Annotated in this window: 17 protein-coding genes; 1 reads left to right on the top strand and 16 read right to left on the bottom strand. The window is 56.2% G+C overall.

All coding sequences use genetic code 11. The features are described 5' to 3' along the window. Positions 1–70: 70 nt before the first annotated feature. From DQG13_RS21365 to pth, 4 genes are all read right to left on the bottom strand, one after another. Positions 71–1,138 carry a peptidylprolyl isomerase gene (locus DQG13_RS21365; RefSeq protein ID WP_113021974.1) on the bottom strand — a complete coding sequence of 356 codons (1,068 nt, stop codon included), beginning with the start codon at positions 1,136–1,138 and terminating at the stop codon, positions 71–73. Continuing rightward, positions 1,122–4,646, bottom strand: a complete 3,525-nt coding sequence (mfd, locus tag DQG13_RS21370) for a transcription-repair coupling factor (RefSeq protein ID WP_113022036.1) — start codon at positions 4,644–4,646, stop codon at positions 1,122–1,124. Before mfd ends, DQG13_RS21365 begins: the two co-directional genes overlap by 17 nt. A gap of 217 nt (positions 4,647–4,863) precedes the next feature. Next, entirely contained in the window at positions 4,864–5,094 is a 231-nt protein-coding gene (locus DQG13_RS21375) for an anti-sigma-F factor Fin family protein (RefSeq protein ID WP_113021976.1), read from the bottom strand. A 118-nt stretch (positions 5,095–5,212) separates the two neighbouring features. Further along, positions 5,213–5,776 carry an aminoacyl-tRNA hydrolase gene (gene pth, locus DQG13_RS21380; RefSeq protein WP_113021978.1) on the bottom strand — a complete coding sequence of 188 codons (564 nt, stop codon included), beginning with the start codon at positions 5,774–5,776 and terminating at the stop codon, positions 5,213–5,215. Positions 5,777–5,928: 152 nt separating this feature from the next. Between pth and DQG13_RS21385 the strand changes: the two genes are divergently transcribed. After that, positions 5,929–6,129, top strand: a complete 201-nt coding sequence (locus DQG13_RS21385; protein WP_113021980.1) for a hypothetical protein — start codon at positions 5,929–5,931, stop codon at positions 6,127–6,129. Positions 6,130–6,227: 98 nt separating this feature from the next. Here DQG13_RS21385 and DQG13_RS21390 read toward each other — a convergent pair whose 3' ends face one another. From DQG13_RS21390 to rnmV, 12 genes are all read right to left on the bottom strand, one after another. Next, the gene (locus DQG13_RS21390; protein WP_113021981.1) at positions 6,228–6,860 is read right to left on the bottom strand and encodes a 50S ribosomal protein L25; all 633 of its coding nucleotides are present in this window, start codon (positions 6,858–6,860) and stop codon (positions 6,228–6,230) included. Between the two features lie 74 nt (positions 6,861–6,934). Beyond that, complete coding sequence (locus DQG13_RS21395; RefSeq protein WP_113021983.1) at positions 6,935–7,885, bottom strand: ribose-phosphate diphosphokinase; 951 nt, start codon at positions 7,883–7,885, stop codon at positions 6,935–6,937. A gap of 112 nt (positions 7,886–7,997) precedes the next feature. Next, positions 7,998–9,407, bottom strand: coding sequence for a bifunctional UDP-N-acetylglucosamine diphosphorylase/glucosamine-1-phosphate N-acetyltransferase GlmU (glmU, locus tag DQG13_RS21400; RefSeq protein ID WP_258525802.1), 1,410 nt, complete (start codon positions 9,405–9,407; stop codon positions 7,998–8,000). A 79-nt stretch (positions 9,408–9,486) separates the two neighbouring features. Continuing rightward, positions 9,487–9,771: a septation regulator SpoVG gene (gene spoVG / locus DQG13_RS21405; RefSeq protein ID WP_113022039.1), complete on the bottom strand. Its 285-nt coding sequence runs from the start codon at positions 9,769–9,771 to the stop codon at positions 9,487–9,489. Positions 9,772–9,898: 127 nt separating this feature from the next. Then, the gene (locus DQG13_RS21410) at positions 9,899–10,288 is read right to left on the bottom strand and encodes a RidA family protein (protein WP_113021985.1); all 390 of its coding nucleotides are present in this window, start codon (positions 10,286–10,288) and stop codon (positions 9,899–9,901) included. A gap of 14 nt (positions 10,289–10,302) precedes the next feature. Continuing rightward, positions 10,303–11,121: a pur operon repressor gene (gene purR, locus DQG13_RS21415; protein WP_113021987.1), complete on the bottom strand. Its 819-nt coding sequence runs from the start codon at positions 11,119–11,121 to the stop codon at positions 10,303–10,305. 137 nt (positions 11,122–11,258) lie between these two features. Then, positions 11,259–12,131 carry a 4-(cytidine 5'-diphospho)-2-C-methyl-D-erythritol kinase gene (gene ispE, locus DQG13_RS21420; protein ID WP_113021989.1) on the bottom strand — a complete coding sequence of 291 codons (873 nt, stop codon included), beginning with the start codon at positions 12,129–12,131 and terminating at the stop codon, positions 11,259–11,261. A gap of 237 nt (positions 12,132–12,368) precedes the next feature. Then, complete coding sequence (locus DQG13_RS21425; protein WP_113021991.1) at positions 12,369–12,575, bottom strand: small, acid-soluble spore protein, alpha/beta type; 207 nt, start codon at positions 12,573–12,575, stop codon at positions 12,369–12,371. Positions 12,576–12,772: 197 nt separating this feature from the next. Beyond that, positions 12,773–13,048 (bottom strand): biofilm formation stimulator Veg, encoded by a 276-nt coding sequence (veg, locus tag DQG13_RS21430; RefSeq protein ID WP_113021993.1) that lies wholly within the window; start codon positions 13,046–13,048, stop codon positions 12,773–12,775. 251 nt (positions 13,049–13,299) lie between these two features. Continuing rightward, the gene (gene yabG, locus DQG13_RS21435; RefSeq protein ID WP_113021995.1) at positions 13,300–14,157 is read right to left on the bottom strand and encodes a sporulation peptidase YabG; all 858 of its coding nucleotides are present in this window, start codon (positions 14,155–14,157) and stop codon (positions 13,300–13,302) included. A gap of 118 nt (positions 14,158–14,275) precedes the next feature. Further along, on the bottom strand, positions 14,276–15,172 hold the full coding sequence (gene rsmA / locus DQG13_RS21440) for a 16S rRNA (adenine(1518)-N(6)/adenine(1519)-N(6))-dimethyltransferase RsmA (protein ID WP_113021997.1): 897 nt from the start codon (positions 15,170–15,172) through the stop codon (positions 14,276–14,278). Continuing rightward, on the bottom strand, positions 15,169–15,717 hold the full coding sequence (gene rnmV / locus DQG13_RS21445; RefSeq protein ID WP_113021999.1) for a ribonuclease M5: 549 nt from the start codon (positions 15,715–15,717) through the stop codon (positions 15,169–15,171). Before rnmV ends, rsmA begins: the two co-directional genes overlap by 4 nt. Positions 15,718–15,723: the final 6 nt, after the last annotated feature.

Raw genomic sequence — 15,723 nt, forward strand, 5'->3', positions numbered from 1 at the left:
AGAACTCCCATAACGGCAAAAAAAGCGGCACAGAGCTTTCGCTCCATACCGCTTGCTTGAAAAGCTGTTTTTACTTCGCCGCCGGACTGGCGCTGGCTGCTGCGCTTGCCGCGGGGCTGACGCTTGCCGCAGGAGACGCCGAGGCGTCTGCGGACGCTGCAGGGGAGGCTTCCGCACTGGCTGCAGGAAGGGTGATGGTGAACTCCAGCTTGGGCAGCTCATTATCGACGAATTCGCCGATCATCTTGTCGGCAATTTCGGTCCGCAGGTCCTCCTTCACAGCGTCCATGGATTCAACCTCACGCTTGTCCACCCGAAGAATGTGGTAGCCGAAGGAGCTTTCGAAGGGCTGCCCGATCTGGCCTACAGGCTGGGTAATGGCCGCTTCCTTGAAGGCCGGGTCCCAGACGGCGGGGTTTTGGTTTTCATACTTGCCGCCGTTGTCCTTGGAGCCGGGGTCATCGGAATATTCCTTGGCCAGAGCCGCGAAGTCGCCTCCGCTCGCCAGCTTGGCCTTCACTTCATTGATCCGGACCAGCGCTTCATCCTTGGTCCGCAGATCCTTGGTGGAGTCGTTGGGGTCCTTCAGCGAAACCAGAATATGAGCCACGGACGCCAGATCGTAAACATGGGGATCTTCCTTCAGCTTGGCATCATAGCTGGCTTTGATTTCGTCGTCAGTCACCTTGCCGCTGGTATCCTTCAGCACGGTTGTGCTTAGAGTCACGTATTTTTCCAGATCCTTTTTGCTTACCTTCAGGGCATCCAGCTGTTTGTTGAAGGCGCCTTTTTCCTGGGAGTTATAGTAGTCCTCCATTTGCTTGATCTGATCCTTGGCTTCCTTCTCCGCTTCCTTCTTGGTGTCGTCGGAGGCTTTCCCGGCCATAATCTTCAAGGTGGCCAGCTGCTTCAGCAGATACTCCTGCATTTCCGGACTGCCTGTCATATCCCCGTACTGGGAGAAGAAAATACTGTGGAACTGGGTCAGCTCCGTTTGGGTAATTTCTCCGCCTGTATAGGTAGCGACAACCGTCTTGTCGCCTTCCTTCTTGCCGCAGCCTGTTACGGCCAATGCCGCTCCCAGCACTACTGCCAAAGCCGCTTTGGGCAAGCGGGCGTTCTTACGAATTCGAAACATTTTCCAGTTCCCCTTTCGGTTTTAGAGCTTCCTTATATTGTACCAGAAACCGTTCCAACATACCGATGGACTGCTCCGGCGTCAAACCCTTGCCCTTCATAATCATCATGTTCGTGGAACCGGGCACCGGCCGAATCCGGTTCTCGAAGGCCTGCTGGCATACCGCCAGCTTCTTCTGGTCCACCTGCTCGGCCAGATTGCCCGAGAAGAGAATCTCCACATCGTCCCCCCGCTGCCGGATGGTTTCAACGCGGTACTCCGAGCCGTATATCCGCAGACGGGCCACAGTAAGCAGATGCTTGACGGCTTCAGGAATGTCCCCGAACCGGTCAATCAGCTCCTCTTCAATATCCGCCACCTCGTCCAGGCTGACGGCTGTAGCCACCTTCTTGTAGATTTCTATTTTTTGCATACTGTCATAAATATAATCCGACGGTAAATAAGCGTCAAGCTGCATCTCGATCTGTGTCGAAAAGGCGCGCTTCTCCTCCGGCTCTTCTCCCAGCTCCACCTTGCGCTTCTTGATTTCCTCGGCCAGCATCTGGGAATACAGGTCGAAGCCCACGGAAGCGATAAAGCCGTGCTGCTCCGCCCCGAGAAGATTGCCTGCGCCGCGGATGGACAAGTCCCGCATGGCGATCTTGAAGCCGGAGCCCAGCTCGGTAAACTCCTTGATGGCCTGAAGCCGCTTTTCGGCTACCTCCGTAAGCATTTTATCCCGCTGGTAGGTGAAATAGGCATAAGCGATCCGGTTGGAGCGGCCTACCCGGCCCCGCAGCTGATACAGCTGGGACAGGCCCATTTTGTCGGCGTCGTGGACGATCAGGGTGTTGACATTGGGGATGTCCACACCGGTTTCAATGATGCTGGTGCTGACCAGCACATCGAATTCCCCGTCCAGGAAGTCCAGGATGGTTTTCTCCAGCTCCTGCTCGCCCATCTGGCCATGGGCCACCGCCACTCTCGCGTCCGGAACCAGCATGGTAATCTGGTCAGCGATCTGCTGGATGCCCTGAACCCGGTTGTACAGATAATACACCTGGCCCTCCCGGGCTAATTCCCGCTCTATGGCTTCACGTGTAAGAGAATTGCTGTGCTCCACCACGTAGGTCTGCACGGGGAAACGGTTCTCCGGCGGCGTCTCGATAACCGACAGGTCGCGTACGCCCAGCATGGACATATGGAGCGTCCGGGGAATGGGAGTCGCCGTCAGCGTCAGCACATCCACATTGGATTTCAGCCGCTTCAGCTTCTCCTTGTGGGCTACGCCGAAGCGCTGCTCCTCGTCCACGATCAGAAGCCCCAAATCCTTGAACACCATATCCGCGGACAGCAGCCGATGGGTGCCGATGACAATATCCACGGTGCCGTTTTTAATGCCCTTTATCGTTTCGTTCTGCTCTTTTTTGGAGCGGAAGCGGGAGAGCACCTGAATATGGAAGGGGAAGCCGGAAAACCGCTCCCGGAAGGTCTCATAATGCTGCTGGGCCAGAATCGTGGTGGGCACCAGCACTGCCACCTGCTTGCCGTCAATGGCCGCCTTGAAGGCCGCCCGGATGGCCACCTCGGTTTTGCCGTAGCCCACGTCGCCGCACAGCAGGCGGTCCATGGGGCGGGGGCGCTCCATGTCCTGCTTGATTTCGTCAATGGCCCGGGCCTGGTCCCGCGTCTCCTCGTAGGGGAACATCCCTTCAAAGTCCTTCTGGTACGGCGTATCCTTGCTGAAGCCGTAGCCCGGCCGCGCCTGGCGGTCGGCATACAGCTTGATCAGATCATCGGCAATATCCTGGACGGCAGAGCGGGCCTTGGTCTTGACTTTGTTCCAATCGGTGCCGCCCAGCTTGTAAATCTTCGGCTCCTTGCCCTCGTCCGCGCCGATATATTTCTGAATCAGGTCAATCTGCTCGATGGGAACGGACAGCTTGTCGCCCCCGGCATATAAAATGTGAATATAATCCTTATGGATTCCGTTGATTTCCAGCGTCCCGATGCCCACATATTTGCCGATGCCGTGATTGACATGGACAACATAATCGCCGACCTTCAGCTCCTGATAGCTCTTGATGCGCTCGGCGTTTTCCAGCTTTTTGTCGATTTTGCGGACCTTCCGCTGCTTCTGGGTAAACAGCTCGCCTTCGGTGATCACCACCAGCTTCACCGCCGGCAGCTCGAAGCCTGCCTGCAGGTTGCCGTCCAGAAGCTGCGGCTCCTCGATATGGTAATCCTGGAGCACCCGGCGCACCCGGTCCAGCCGTTCCTGTCCCTGGGCCAGAAGAATGACCCGGGCCCCAGTCTTCTTCCAGCGCTCCATTTCGGACTTGAGCACATTCATCTGGCCGTGGAAGCTCTGCATGGAGCGGCACACCATATTGACAATGTTCTGGGGCTGGATGCCGTGGACCTGGCGCAGGAACAAGCTCAGATACACGGTGGGAAAAGGCTTGCGGAACAGCAGCGAGTCATAGGGTTTGGACATGACGAAGGCAGGCAGGCATTTGCCCTCCTGCAGCATGCTGGTCATCCATTCGGCCTCGTCCCGCTCCAGCTGCTTGGCGGTTTCCACAATGCGGCCCGGTTCGTCCACAACCAGAATGGTATCCTTGGGCAGCTGATCCAATAGTGTCTCCCGCTCGGGATACAGAAGGGCGATATATTTGCCGATCCCGGGGAAAAACTGCTCCTGGCGCAGCTGCTCAATTTCGTGCATCAGCTCTTCCTGGAGCTTTTGCTTGGCGCTTCTGTCATTCATTTTGCCCAATTGCGCTTGCAGAAGCTCGTAGGCGTGTTGGGAGGCGCTCTGCAACCGCTTACTGTCCGCCAGAATTTCGCGGCACGGCACGATCTCCACCTGCTCCAGCTTCTCCAGGGAGCGCTGCTCGGCGGCGTCGAAGGTGCGGATGGAATCTACCTCGTCATCGAAGAACTCCACCCGGAATGGGTTGGGCGCCGTCATCGGGAAGAAATCCAAAATACCGCCCCGGACGCTCATTTCCCCCTTATTCTCCACCTTGTCATTGCGCTCATAGCCCATGGCGGAGAGCCGCTGCAGGAGTCCCTCCAGCTGCACCTTGTCGCCGACCCTTAAGGTTACCCGCGCCTCTGCAAAAACCGCCTGCGGAGGCAGAATCTTGCGCAGCCCCGCGTAGGGCACCACCAATACGCCGCGGAAGCCCGAGGCAAGGCGCATCAGGGCGTCAATGCGGCGGGCCAGCATCTCCGGACTCTGCGCCGCCATCTCCGCCACAAGCAGCTCCTGGACGGGAAACAGCGCCACCTGGTCAGGGGAGAGGCATTCCGCCAGATCCTCGGTAATCTTTTGGGCGGCATACATGTTATGGGTTAAAACTACAATTGGCCGCTTCATCTCCTCGGAGAGAGCGGCAATCGCCATTTGGCGGGCGGAGCCGGACAGACCGGAAATAATCTGCTCGTGCAGCCCGTTTTCCAATCCGGCCACAACCGACCGGAAATCCGTGTCTTGCGAAAAAGCATTCATCAAAGCCTGCAACACCGAACCAACTCCTTATCACCATGCCAAGAGCCGCCTATGTCAAAACGCATGGGCAGCGGATGGATACACAACTAACGGCGTTTGTTGAACGCCGTTCCTTTTGCCGGATAACCGGATTTTGTCGTAAGCTATTCTATTGGCAAGACCCCAGGCCTTCTGCACCGGTAAAAAAAGCCTTGGGCTTAACCACCAAGGCCTCTTCAAATCGCATGACTTATTGCAGCGGATTGGCAACCAGCATCAGCTCCGGATGCGTCTCCAGAGCCTGCTTGCAGTAATCGCATGTCACTTTGACCGTTACCTCACCGTTAGGGCTATAAGCTATTATATCGCTCCGCTCCTCGAGGGTCAAGGAATGGAAGCCCAACTGCACTTCCGTGAGATGACTGCCGCTTAACCGGCCAACCTCCATGCCGCAATGCGGGCACACATATCGAACGTCCATAACACCAGACTCCCCCTTCCAGAAATACCGGATCAGCGCCAAAAATAACGCGATACCTTCCAGTATGCCCGGAATGGGGCCGTTTTATGAGAGGCCCTCCAGGGATTTCGGCTTTGCCTTATCCGTTGAATTTGGCCATGGTCTGCTCGAAGGTGGCCGTGAAGGTATGGGTCATGGCCTGGCCAACCCGCTCCAGAACCGCCGGGAGTTCCTTCACCTCTTCCTTGCGGAAGCCGGCCAGCACATACTGGACGATATCATAGCCGGCAGGCGGCCGGGAAATGCCGATGCGGATACGGTTGAAGGTTTGGGTGCCGGTATGGGCGATGACGGATTTAATCCCGTTGTGGCCTCCCGCGCTTCCCTGATACCGAAGCCGGATTTGTCCGAAGGGGGTATCCATATCGTCATAGAGCAGAACCATATCTGCCAGATTCGCTTTATAAAAGTCCATAAATCCGCGCACGGATTCCCCGGACAGGTTCATATAGGTTTGCGGCTTGAGCAGCGCCACCTTCTCCCCCTGCACCATTCCCTCCGCCACCAAACCCTTGCACTTGGAGACGGATTTCCAGGAAAAGCCCCACTCCGCCGCCATGCGGTCAACGGCCATGAAGCCGATATTGTGCCGGGTTGTCTCATACTCTCTGCCCGGATTTCCCAAACCCACAAACCATTTCATTTCGGCTCGCTCCTCTCATACATCCTATCGATTATACCAAATCCGCGCTCAAAAAATAATTTTATTTGCCGTCCAACTATCGCCTCTCCGATTTTGTCTATGTTACGGAGCCCTTCTTCCCCTCCAACTCCTCCAAAAGGGAGCATCCGCCCATGTACCTTTTCGGCCAGACTTTAACCCAGGACATTCACTTTCTTCACCATATGGAGCATGAGATCCCCGTGCAGGTATATCTGGGCGCGCAGCATGCGGACATTGGCTATGTCTGCGGCATTTCCCGGCATTTCGTCCGGATCGGTCCGGTGTACTACAACCGGGGGATTTACCGTTTTGTGTCCCGACCGGGATACTGAAGCGCTGAATTGAAAGCGGCTTCAGCACAAAAAGAAGCGGACGCCACACGCGCCGCTTCCACTCTTTGGGAATATTCCGTATCTGCCGAAATTCGCTGTCAGGTGACAGGTTCTGCGCTTGGGGTTGTTTTGGCGGGAGCCGCATCCTTGACGGCAGACTCCGCCGGAGCTTCCTCCACTTCCTTCTGAGGCGCCAGAATCGTCACGACAACCTCGTCCCTGTGGGTCTTCAGCTCCACCCCTGCAGGCATCTGCAATTCACCGGCGGTAATGGTGTCCCCCATACCCAGCCGGGTTACATCCACCGCAATGGAGGCGGGAATCAAGCCGGGAAGACAGCGGACCTCCACCTGGTGAAGCTGGATCTGCAGCAAGCCGCCTTCTTCCTCACCCTTGGATTCACCGGTAAAATCCAGCGCAACCTCGGTGCGGACCGGCTCATTCATATTAATTTGGTGAAAATCAATATGAAGCAGGTTGCTGTTCAACGGATCGCGCTGCACATCCTGGATCATCACGGTTTGTTTGCCTGCGGCGTCCAGCTCCAGCTCGATGATTCCGCGGGCATGGGCTTTCAACAGCGCATTCAGCTCCCGGTTGTCCACCTTAACCAGCGTAGTATTGGTGCTTTTGCCGTATACCACCCCCGGCACGCTGCCGGAGGAACGGAGCTTCTTCACCCCGGATTTGGTTAAATTGCCCCGGGTTTGGGCCAGCAATGATACAGCCATAATTGGTGGAGCCTCCTTTTAACGGATTCTTCACTAGAATGCCCGTTTTGGGAGGATTCCATAACCAAAAAATTCTATTCCTCAAACAGCTTGCTGATAGGCAGCTGCTCGTGAATCCGGATAATCGCCTCGCCGATGGTCGGCGCGACGGACAGCACCCGGATCTTGTCCGAGGGATTGGGATGGTGAAGCGGAATGGTATTGGTGACCACCAGTTCCTTCAGCGGGGAGTTGGCGATCCGCTCCATAGCCGGACCGGACAGTACCGGGTGGGTGGAGCAGGCATACACTTCCGCTGCGCCGTATTCCATCAGCGCATTGGCGGCGAGGACCATGGTACCCGCGGTGTCGATAATGTCGTCCACCAGAATGGCGGTGCGTCCCTTGATGTCGCCGATGATGTTCATCACCTCGGAGACATTGGGCTCCGGACGGCGCTTGTCGATAATCGCCAAAGGCGCGGACAGATAATCCGCCAGCCGGCGGGCGCGGACTACGCCGCCATGGTCAGGAGAAACTACTGTAACATTGGGGAGTGCCTTGTTGCGGAAATATTTGCCCAGAATCGGGTTGCCCAACAGATGATCCACGGGAATATCGAAGAAACCCTGGATTTGTGTCGCATGCAGATCCATGCTGATTACCCGGTCCGCACCGGCGGTTTCGATCATCTTCGCCACCAGCTTGGCGGTGATGGGATCGCGGGAGCGGGCTTTCCGGTCCTGCCGCGCATAGCCGTAGTACGGAATCACCACGTTGATGCTGTTGGCGGAGGCACGGCGCAAGGCGTCAACCATAACCAGCAGCTCCATCAGATTATCGTTGACGGGCAAACAGGTGGACTGGATGACGAATACATCGCAGCCCCGCACACTTTCATTCAGCTTGATGCGCACTTCACCATCAGCGAATTGCAGCGCTTCGGAATCCCCCAAGGATACGCCAATGTAGGAGGCAATTTCCTCCGCCAGCTTGGGATTGGAATTACAGGTAAAAATCTTCAACTTCGGATCTAAATATGACACAAACAGTTCCTCCTAAGGGCTTCCTTTAGGAAGCCAGCTTCGTAAGCATATTCTTGAGTTTTTGCGTGATGATTCTGACGGGAATTACCCGCGGCATCTCCGCCGCAGCCCCTTACTTCTTTTCCTTCTTCGCCTTGAACTTGTTGCGCAGCTTCTCGGCATAGCCTTCCTTGTTTACCTGGCGCGCCCGGGCAATAGCCAAGTCATTGTCCGGCACCTCATGGGTAATGGTGGACCCCGCCACCACAAACGCCCCGTCGCCCACCCGCACCGGCGCAATCAGATTCACATTGCTGCCGATGAAGGCATTGCTGCCGATTTCCGTGCGGGACTTGTTGAAGCCGTCGTAATTGGCTGTAATGACGCCGCATCCGATGTTGGTATGGCTGCCTACCGTGGCATCCCCCACATAGCTTAAGTGAGGCACCTTGCTGCCTTCCCCGATTACCGCATTCTTGATTTCCACAAAATCGCCGACCTTCACGCCATCCGCCAGGTCCGCACCCGGACGCAAATACGCGAAGGGACCAATGTTCACGTCGTTGCCGGTTTTCGCTTCCAGCAGCACGGATTGCTTAATATGGGCGCCGTTGCCCACCACAGAGTCGGTCATCTCCACATTCGGGCCGATGACGCAATCTTCGCCAATGACAGTCTTGCCCTTCAGGACACAGCCGGGATACAGCACTGTATCCGCTCCGATGACCACGCCATTCTCCACGTACGTATTCGCCGGATCGGTGACAGTCACGCCATCCAGCATCAGGCGGCGGACAATCCGCTCCCGCATCAGCCGTTCCGCCTCGGACAAAGCCACCCGGTCATTGACGCCGATGGCCTCCGCCGGATCGGCAGTCTGCCAGGCGGCTATGCCCTGCCCGTCTTCCTGCAGGATGCGGATCACATCGGTCAGATAATACTCGTTCTGGGCATTATGGTTGGTCACCTTGCCCAATGCCGCAAACAGTTGACGGTTGTCGAAGCAATAGGTCCCCGTGTTGATTTCCTTCACGAGGGCCTGCTCCGGCGTACAGTCCTTTTGCTCCACAATCGCCTTAACCTGCCCGTCTTCGCCGCGGATCACCCGGCCATACCCGGTTGGCTCCGCCAGCTCCGCAGTCAGCACAGTCGCCGCCGCTCCGGACTGCCGGTGGATCTCAATCATCCGGCGCAGCGTCTCTTCCATCACAAGCGGAGTATCGCCGCAGACTACAACTGTGATGCCATCCTCCCCGGCCAACAGAGGCGCCGCCTGGAGCACGGCGTGGCCGGTGCCCAATTGCTCGGCCTGCATGACAAACTCCGCCCGGCTGCCCAAATACGCCTTAACCGCTTCGCTGCCGTGGCCAACCACCACCACATTGCGGGCGGCGCCAAGCCCCTCCACAGCATCCAGAACATGGCCAACCATCGGTTGGCCGCAAACAGGATGAAGCACCTTGTACAGCTTCGATTTCATCCGTTTGCCCTTGCCCGCTGCCAGGACAATACTGAATATGTTCAAATTCATCATCTCCATCATAAATTCCAATATGAATATATCCTACTTTCCGGCAAAAGAAAAGAGAGCCCCTTAGGCTCCCACGGAAATTGCGGTTATTTTATGCTCCTTCTTCCATGACTTCTTCCTCGACAGCGGCTCTTTCGTACTCAGCCAGAACGGCTGCCTGAATCTTTTCCCGGGTGGCGGAAGAGATGGGATGAGCGATATCCCGGAACTCTCCGTCGGGAGTCCGCTTGCTGGGCATTGCAACGAACATCCCGTTATTTCCGTCAATAACGCGAATGTCGTGCACGACGAATTCATTGTCGATGGTGATGGAGGCGATAGCCTTCATCCTTCCTTCGGAATTCACGCGGCGGAGTCTGACATCAGTAATTTGCACCTTTACGTTCACCACCTTTTTCTTAAGCAGGACTTGAGCAGGACTTGCTGTATATTTCCACAACAGCTGGGAAAATCCTTCTTTTTTGTGCTTAAAAAAAAGGCTTTTTTAAAAATATTTATACAACTTAAACTATTTCGACATTTCTCACTGCAATGCATTCTATTTCGACAAGAACATCCTTGGGCAAACGGGCAACCTCCACGGTGGAGCGCGCCGGCTTGTGATCCTTGAAAAAGGACCCGTACATTTCATTGAACTCCCCAAACAGGTTCATGTCCTTTAGAAACACGGTAGTTTTGACCACCCGGGACAGGCTGGAACCAGCCTCCCGGAGCACCGCCTCCAGATTCTTCAGCACCTGCTCCGCCTGTTCGGCGATGCCGCCTTCCAGAAGCGTTCCGTCCGGGCGCAGTGGAATCTGACCTGACGTGTATACCATATCTCCTGCAATCACAGCCTGGGAATACGGGCCGATGGCGGCAGGCGCTTCGGCTGTCGCTACAATTTTGACCATAACGGTTGACTCCTTTATTCAAAGTAATTGCCCAGTACCACCTTCACCTGCTTGCTCCGGGAATCCACGTGGGTGAGGCGGGCCAGGGAGAGATAATCCTCCACCAGATGCTCCTCCACCTCGTCCGATTCCACAAACACACCCACGCCCTTCACCGTTGCCCTGAACTCCGACAAGAGGTCCATCATGCCGTGAATGGTTCCGCCTGCGCGCATGAAGTCGTCGATAATCAGCACCTTGGCCTCTTCCTTCAGCGCTCTTCTCGACAGAGACATGGTCTGAATCCGCTTATTGGAGCCGGAAACATAGTTGATGCTTACGGCGGAGCCCTCCGTCACCTTGTTGTCCCGGCGGACAATCACCACGGGGAGATTGAGAAACATGGCCGTGGCATAGGCCAGGGGAATGCCCTTGGTTTCCACCGTCATCACCACATCGATATCCCGTCCGGCAAACGCGGTTGCAAACATCTTGCCGATTTCATTCAGAATCATCGGGCGGCCCAGCAGATCGGACATGTACATGTAGCCGCCCGGCAGCACCCGTTCAGGCTGTTCCAGCTGCCTGCATATATCCGTCATAAAGATTTCCGATTGCGCCTTGGAGATCTTGGGAATAAACTTAACCCCGCCGGCGGCTCCGGCCAACGTCTGGAGATCCCCAAGCCCTTCCGATTCGCACACTTCCTTGATGATGGCCAGATCCTCGCTGATGGACGACTTGGCCGAATTATAGCGCTCTGCGAAGGTCGTCAGCGGAATCAACGTATGGGGGCGAAACAGCAAGTATTGCGTCATTTCTACCAATCTTGCGCTTCGCTTTAATTTTTTCATGCATGCACCCCCGAATGCGGATCATTCCACGGAAAATCCGAATATTATAATGAGAATATATCATTTATGTCCGTATTTATTCAAGTTCCCGATGAAATTGTTTCTTACATGCAGGTAACATCTTCCTTACCCCGCACTTATGGCGCCGCATGTTCCCCGGTCAGCATCCTTACTGCGTAGACCTCCTTGCAGAAGCCGCGAAGCCCGTTATAGATCCGCTGCGCTTTTTTCTCCTTGGAGCATAAGGCGAATACGGTGGGCCCGCTGCCGGACATCAGCACGCCGTCTGCTCCCAGCCGCTCCATGCAGTTTTTCAGCTGCCGGACCTCGGGGTAGAGGGATAATGTAACCTCTTCCAAAACATTGCCCAAACCGGCGCACAGGCCCGGATAATCCTTCATCCGGATCGCTTCCGCCACACCGGCCGTATCCGGGTGCCGGGCAATCCGCGAGGCATTCAGCTTCCCGTAGACATCCGCCGTGGACACGTTAATGGGCGGCTTGGCCAACACCACCCAGCATTGGGGCGGCGAATCGATGAACTCCAGCCTTTCCCCGCGACCGCGGGCTATGGCCGTTCCGCCGGTTACGCAGAAGGGAACGTCGGAGCCCAGCTCGGCTCCCAGCGTCCGAAGCTCCGCATCGGTAATCCCCAGCCGCCACAGGCGGTTCAGACCGCGCAGGGTGGCCGCCGCATCGCTGCTGCCTCCGGCCAGCCCGGCCGCCACCGGGATTTTTTTATCCAGATGAATATAGACCCCTTGCTTCACATCATAGCGGTCCTTGATCAGCCTGGCGGCCTGGAACGCCAGGTTTTTCTCGTCCAGCGGGATATACCCGGCCTGGCTGGAGATGATGATGGCATCCCGGTCCAGCTCCTGCATCTCAATGCGGTCCGCCAGATCCACCATGGTCATAATCATCTCTACTTCATGGTAACCGTCCGGCCGCTTATGCAGCACGTCCAGGGTCAGATTGATTTTAGCCGACGCTTTTTCCATCACTCGCACAAGGCTGCACCTACTTTCAAGTAAACGGCCTGATCCAACTTTACATATTATAGCAAACCCTGTTGGGAAAAGCATCCTGGGTCATCAGGACTTCCCCGAAGCGCTTAAGGCACGACGCAAACCACATTATACGCCCCCGCTCACCGCCAAACACATCAAAGCCGGAGCGCAGTTCAGCGCCCCGGCTTGCATTCCTTTTCTCTGTGCCTGCATCACCTTAACGGCTGTGGCCTGCTTTCACCTTGGCGGCGGCTGGCCCTGGCCCTGACCTTGCCCCTTGGCGGCCTGCTCCGCCATCTGAATGGCCCGCTTCACCATATTCCCCGCATCCTTGGTGGTAATGCCTCCCCAGCCTTCCTGCTGAACCTTGTTGTAAAAACCCAAGTCCTTGGCCAACTCATATTTCAGCTGCTCCGACATCACACCCCGGCGCCTTCTGCTCATTGCCTTACCCCTCCTTGTGGGAAAACCCCGTCTTTATCTTTAGAATGCGCAGCCGATGCCGATTTTAGCCGCCGTCGCCGGGATAAACTTATGGAAGCCGGTCCGCGGCGCCCCGTCGCTTGAACGACGTTGCTCCTCCAGCCCATGCAGCAAAAAGAACCCCGGCCATAGCCGGAGTCCTGCGGTGGATGCAGGGGTTATCCCTGTATGTATGTGATCCGCACTTGGCCATCCTCATTGCAGACAGTCACTTCCACTGTCTCGGTCAAGATGTCCGCGTAGCTGTAGGAAACCCGTTTGAAACTTTGCTGGTCCTGATCCAGCTTGACGATAAAAACAGAAGGGTAGGTCTCTTCAAGCACACCTGAACGTTCAATGGTCTTCCTCCGCCCGCCGTTGGCGCGGAGCGTAATCTTCTGTCCCACATGCGTTTCCATGGTACGTTTGATCTCCAAAAGCGCATTTTTAGCCATGGACTGCTACCACCTCTTTCTACCTCATTATACTCCAAATTGTCCAGTTTGTCAAATGAAGCCAAATATTATACCAATGAATAAAAGCAGTTGTCAATGAAAAATCCAATTCCCTGTCCAATTCCCGTTTTTAATATGACCCGAAGCCTCTCCGTTTATCCGCCTTTCCCCAAAAAAAAGAAAACCGCCGACCTGATCATCAGGCGGCGGCAGCTTTCTCCTTACGATGCAAGCTTCCTTTGCGGCAGCTTTCAATAGGTTTTAAAGCCGGGAATCCCCAAACGGTAGCTGCCCCGGGTGTCGATTCCGCCCAAACCCTCCAGACCGCTCATGGTATGCTGGAGAATATCGGCCATTTGGACCGTATCCTTAATGGGGGTAAACGCCACCTTGGCGGCAATGTACAAGGGATCAAGGGCATGGATCAGCACGCGCCCCGGAGAGCTGGCATAGTTGGCCCCCGCTTGCAGCAGCGCTTCAAAATGCGACTGGCAGGCTCCGGCGATGATCACCAGGGCGTCGCGGTTGCGCTCAAACTTTCTGGCCGTGCGCACCGCATTTACAAAGTTCTGGGAGTTTTTGTAGCTGGTCAGACTCTGGGCGTCGCCATCCTTAAATTCCTTCAGAATCCCGTCATGCCCGGTAATCACCACTATATCGGGATGCACCTGGGGCAGCAGCCGGGTCAGAGCCTCGGCCATATTCTGCTCCGGCACATAAATGCCCTCCGCAGGTACGCGCAGATCCCCGTACAGCCCCATGCTTTTGCGCAGATAGTTGGGATCGCCGTCCAGATGAAGCACCTTCCCGGGGACCTCAAAATAGCCGGAGGCCTGGCGCCCCCCTCTTGCGGAAGAGCCAGCCTGCTTGGCCGGCTGGGGCAGACTTTTCGTCATTACGCTGCGCATTTCGGTGCACCGCTGCTGCATGTCTTCCTCATGGCGGGCAATGCGGGTTTCGGGCGCAGGCTTCAAGTCCGCGATGGACGCATCCGCCAGAAGCCGCACGTCCACCCCCCGCAGCAGCGCAGTCTGATAAGAAAAATCTTGGATTTTAAAAATGACGTCTCCGCCATAGGATTTTCGGACAACCAGATCGCCTTGCTTCATTGCGCCTATCCCTCCTCACGTTGTATCGTATGGCGGGACTGGGCGTTTGGTGCGGTGCAAACGGGGATTTTATGCAAAACACTCCCCTGCCGCGAACAGCAAGGGAGTGTTTTGCTTTTTAAACGCCGATTCCGGCCTCCTGGAGGGCTTCGGTGAGACGGGCGAACTCTTCAAGGCTCAATGTCTCTCCGCGGCGCACAGGCTCAATTCCGGCCTTCTCAAGCGCTTGCTCCAAAAGATGCCGGGTTTCTTTATCGAAGAATCGGGTTAACAGATTATTAAAGATGATTTTTCTCCGTTGGGCGAAGGACGCCTGCACCACCTGGAAGTACAGCTTCTCGTCGGATACCCGGACTGGCGGAGTCTTGCGCACCCGCAGCCGGATCACCGCGGAGTCCACATTGGGCTGGGGGATAAACACGGTGCGGGGAACAATCGCCACCACCTGGGGCTCGCAATAATACTGCACGGCGATGCTCAAGCTGCCGTAATCCTTGCTCCCGGGTTTGGCCGCCATCCGGTTCGCCACTTCCTTCTGGATCATCACCACGATATTCTCCAGGGGAATATGCTCCTCCAAAAGTCGCATGACAATAGGCGTAGTCACATAATAGGGCAGGTTGGCCACCACGCTGACGCCCTTCATGCCGGCGAAATAACGCTGGAACAGCTCCTCCAGATCCACCTTCAGAATATCCCCATGAACCACAGAGGCATTGCCGTAGGCCGACAGGGTTTCATCCAGAACAGGCAGCATCCGCTGGTCCAGCTCCACCGCCACCACCCGGCCGGCCCGCTTGGCCAGCTGCTGGGTCAGAGCGCCCAGGCCGGGGCCGATCTCCAGAGCGCCCTTGGACTCGTCCAGCTCGGCTGCGCTCACAATATTGCCCAGAATGTTCAGATCAACAAGAAAATTTTGGCCAAGGCTCTTCTTGGCCGTAATGCCGTAGCGGCCCAGGACATCCTTGGTTCTGGCCGGGGATGCCACATCCGTTGCGGAATGGGGTTTTGTCATTGGAAGCCCTCATCGCGAAAAAGCTTCAGCGCTTTCTCGAATTCTTTTCGTGTAATTTGAAACATTTGGCATCTTTTCAAAAATTGCTTGCCGTTGGCGTAGCCGATTCCGAGGAGCCGTCCCATCGCCTCGCGGCGGGCCGCCGCATCGGGATGGACCAGAAGACCTGCGTCCATCAGATCATCCCGGGTGATCTCCGCTTCCCCGGCCTGATAGTCCGTTTTAAGGTTGTCCAACGCTTTTCGGATCATCTCCGGAGTGGCGTTTTCAATGCCCACATCGCCGTTTCTGGTAGCGTCCTCCTGGCTCAGGAAGGCCTGCTTGCAGCCCGGGAACCGGGCGGTAATCAGCCGCCGGAGCCGCTCCCCGGCATGATCGGGGTCCGTGAAGATAATAACCCCCCTGCGCTCCAGCGCCAGACGGATCTTTTCGTAGACCGCCTGGTTGATGGCAGAACCGCCTGTTTCGATGGTTTCGGCCTCTACCGCACGCTTGATGGCCGCCGTGTCGGACTTGCCCTCCACCACAATAATTTCTTTCAGCATAGACGC

Source organism: Paenibacillus sp. YN15, assembly GCF_003285005.1.
In the GTDB taxonomy this organism is placed as follows: domain Bacteria; phylum Bacillota; class Bacilli; order Paenibacillales; family NBRC-103111; genus Paenibacillus_AR.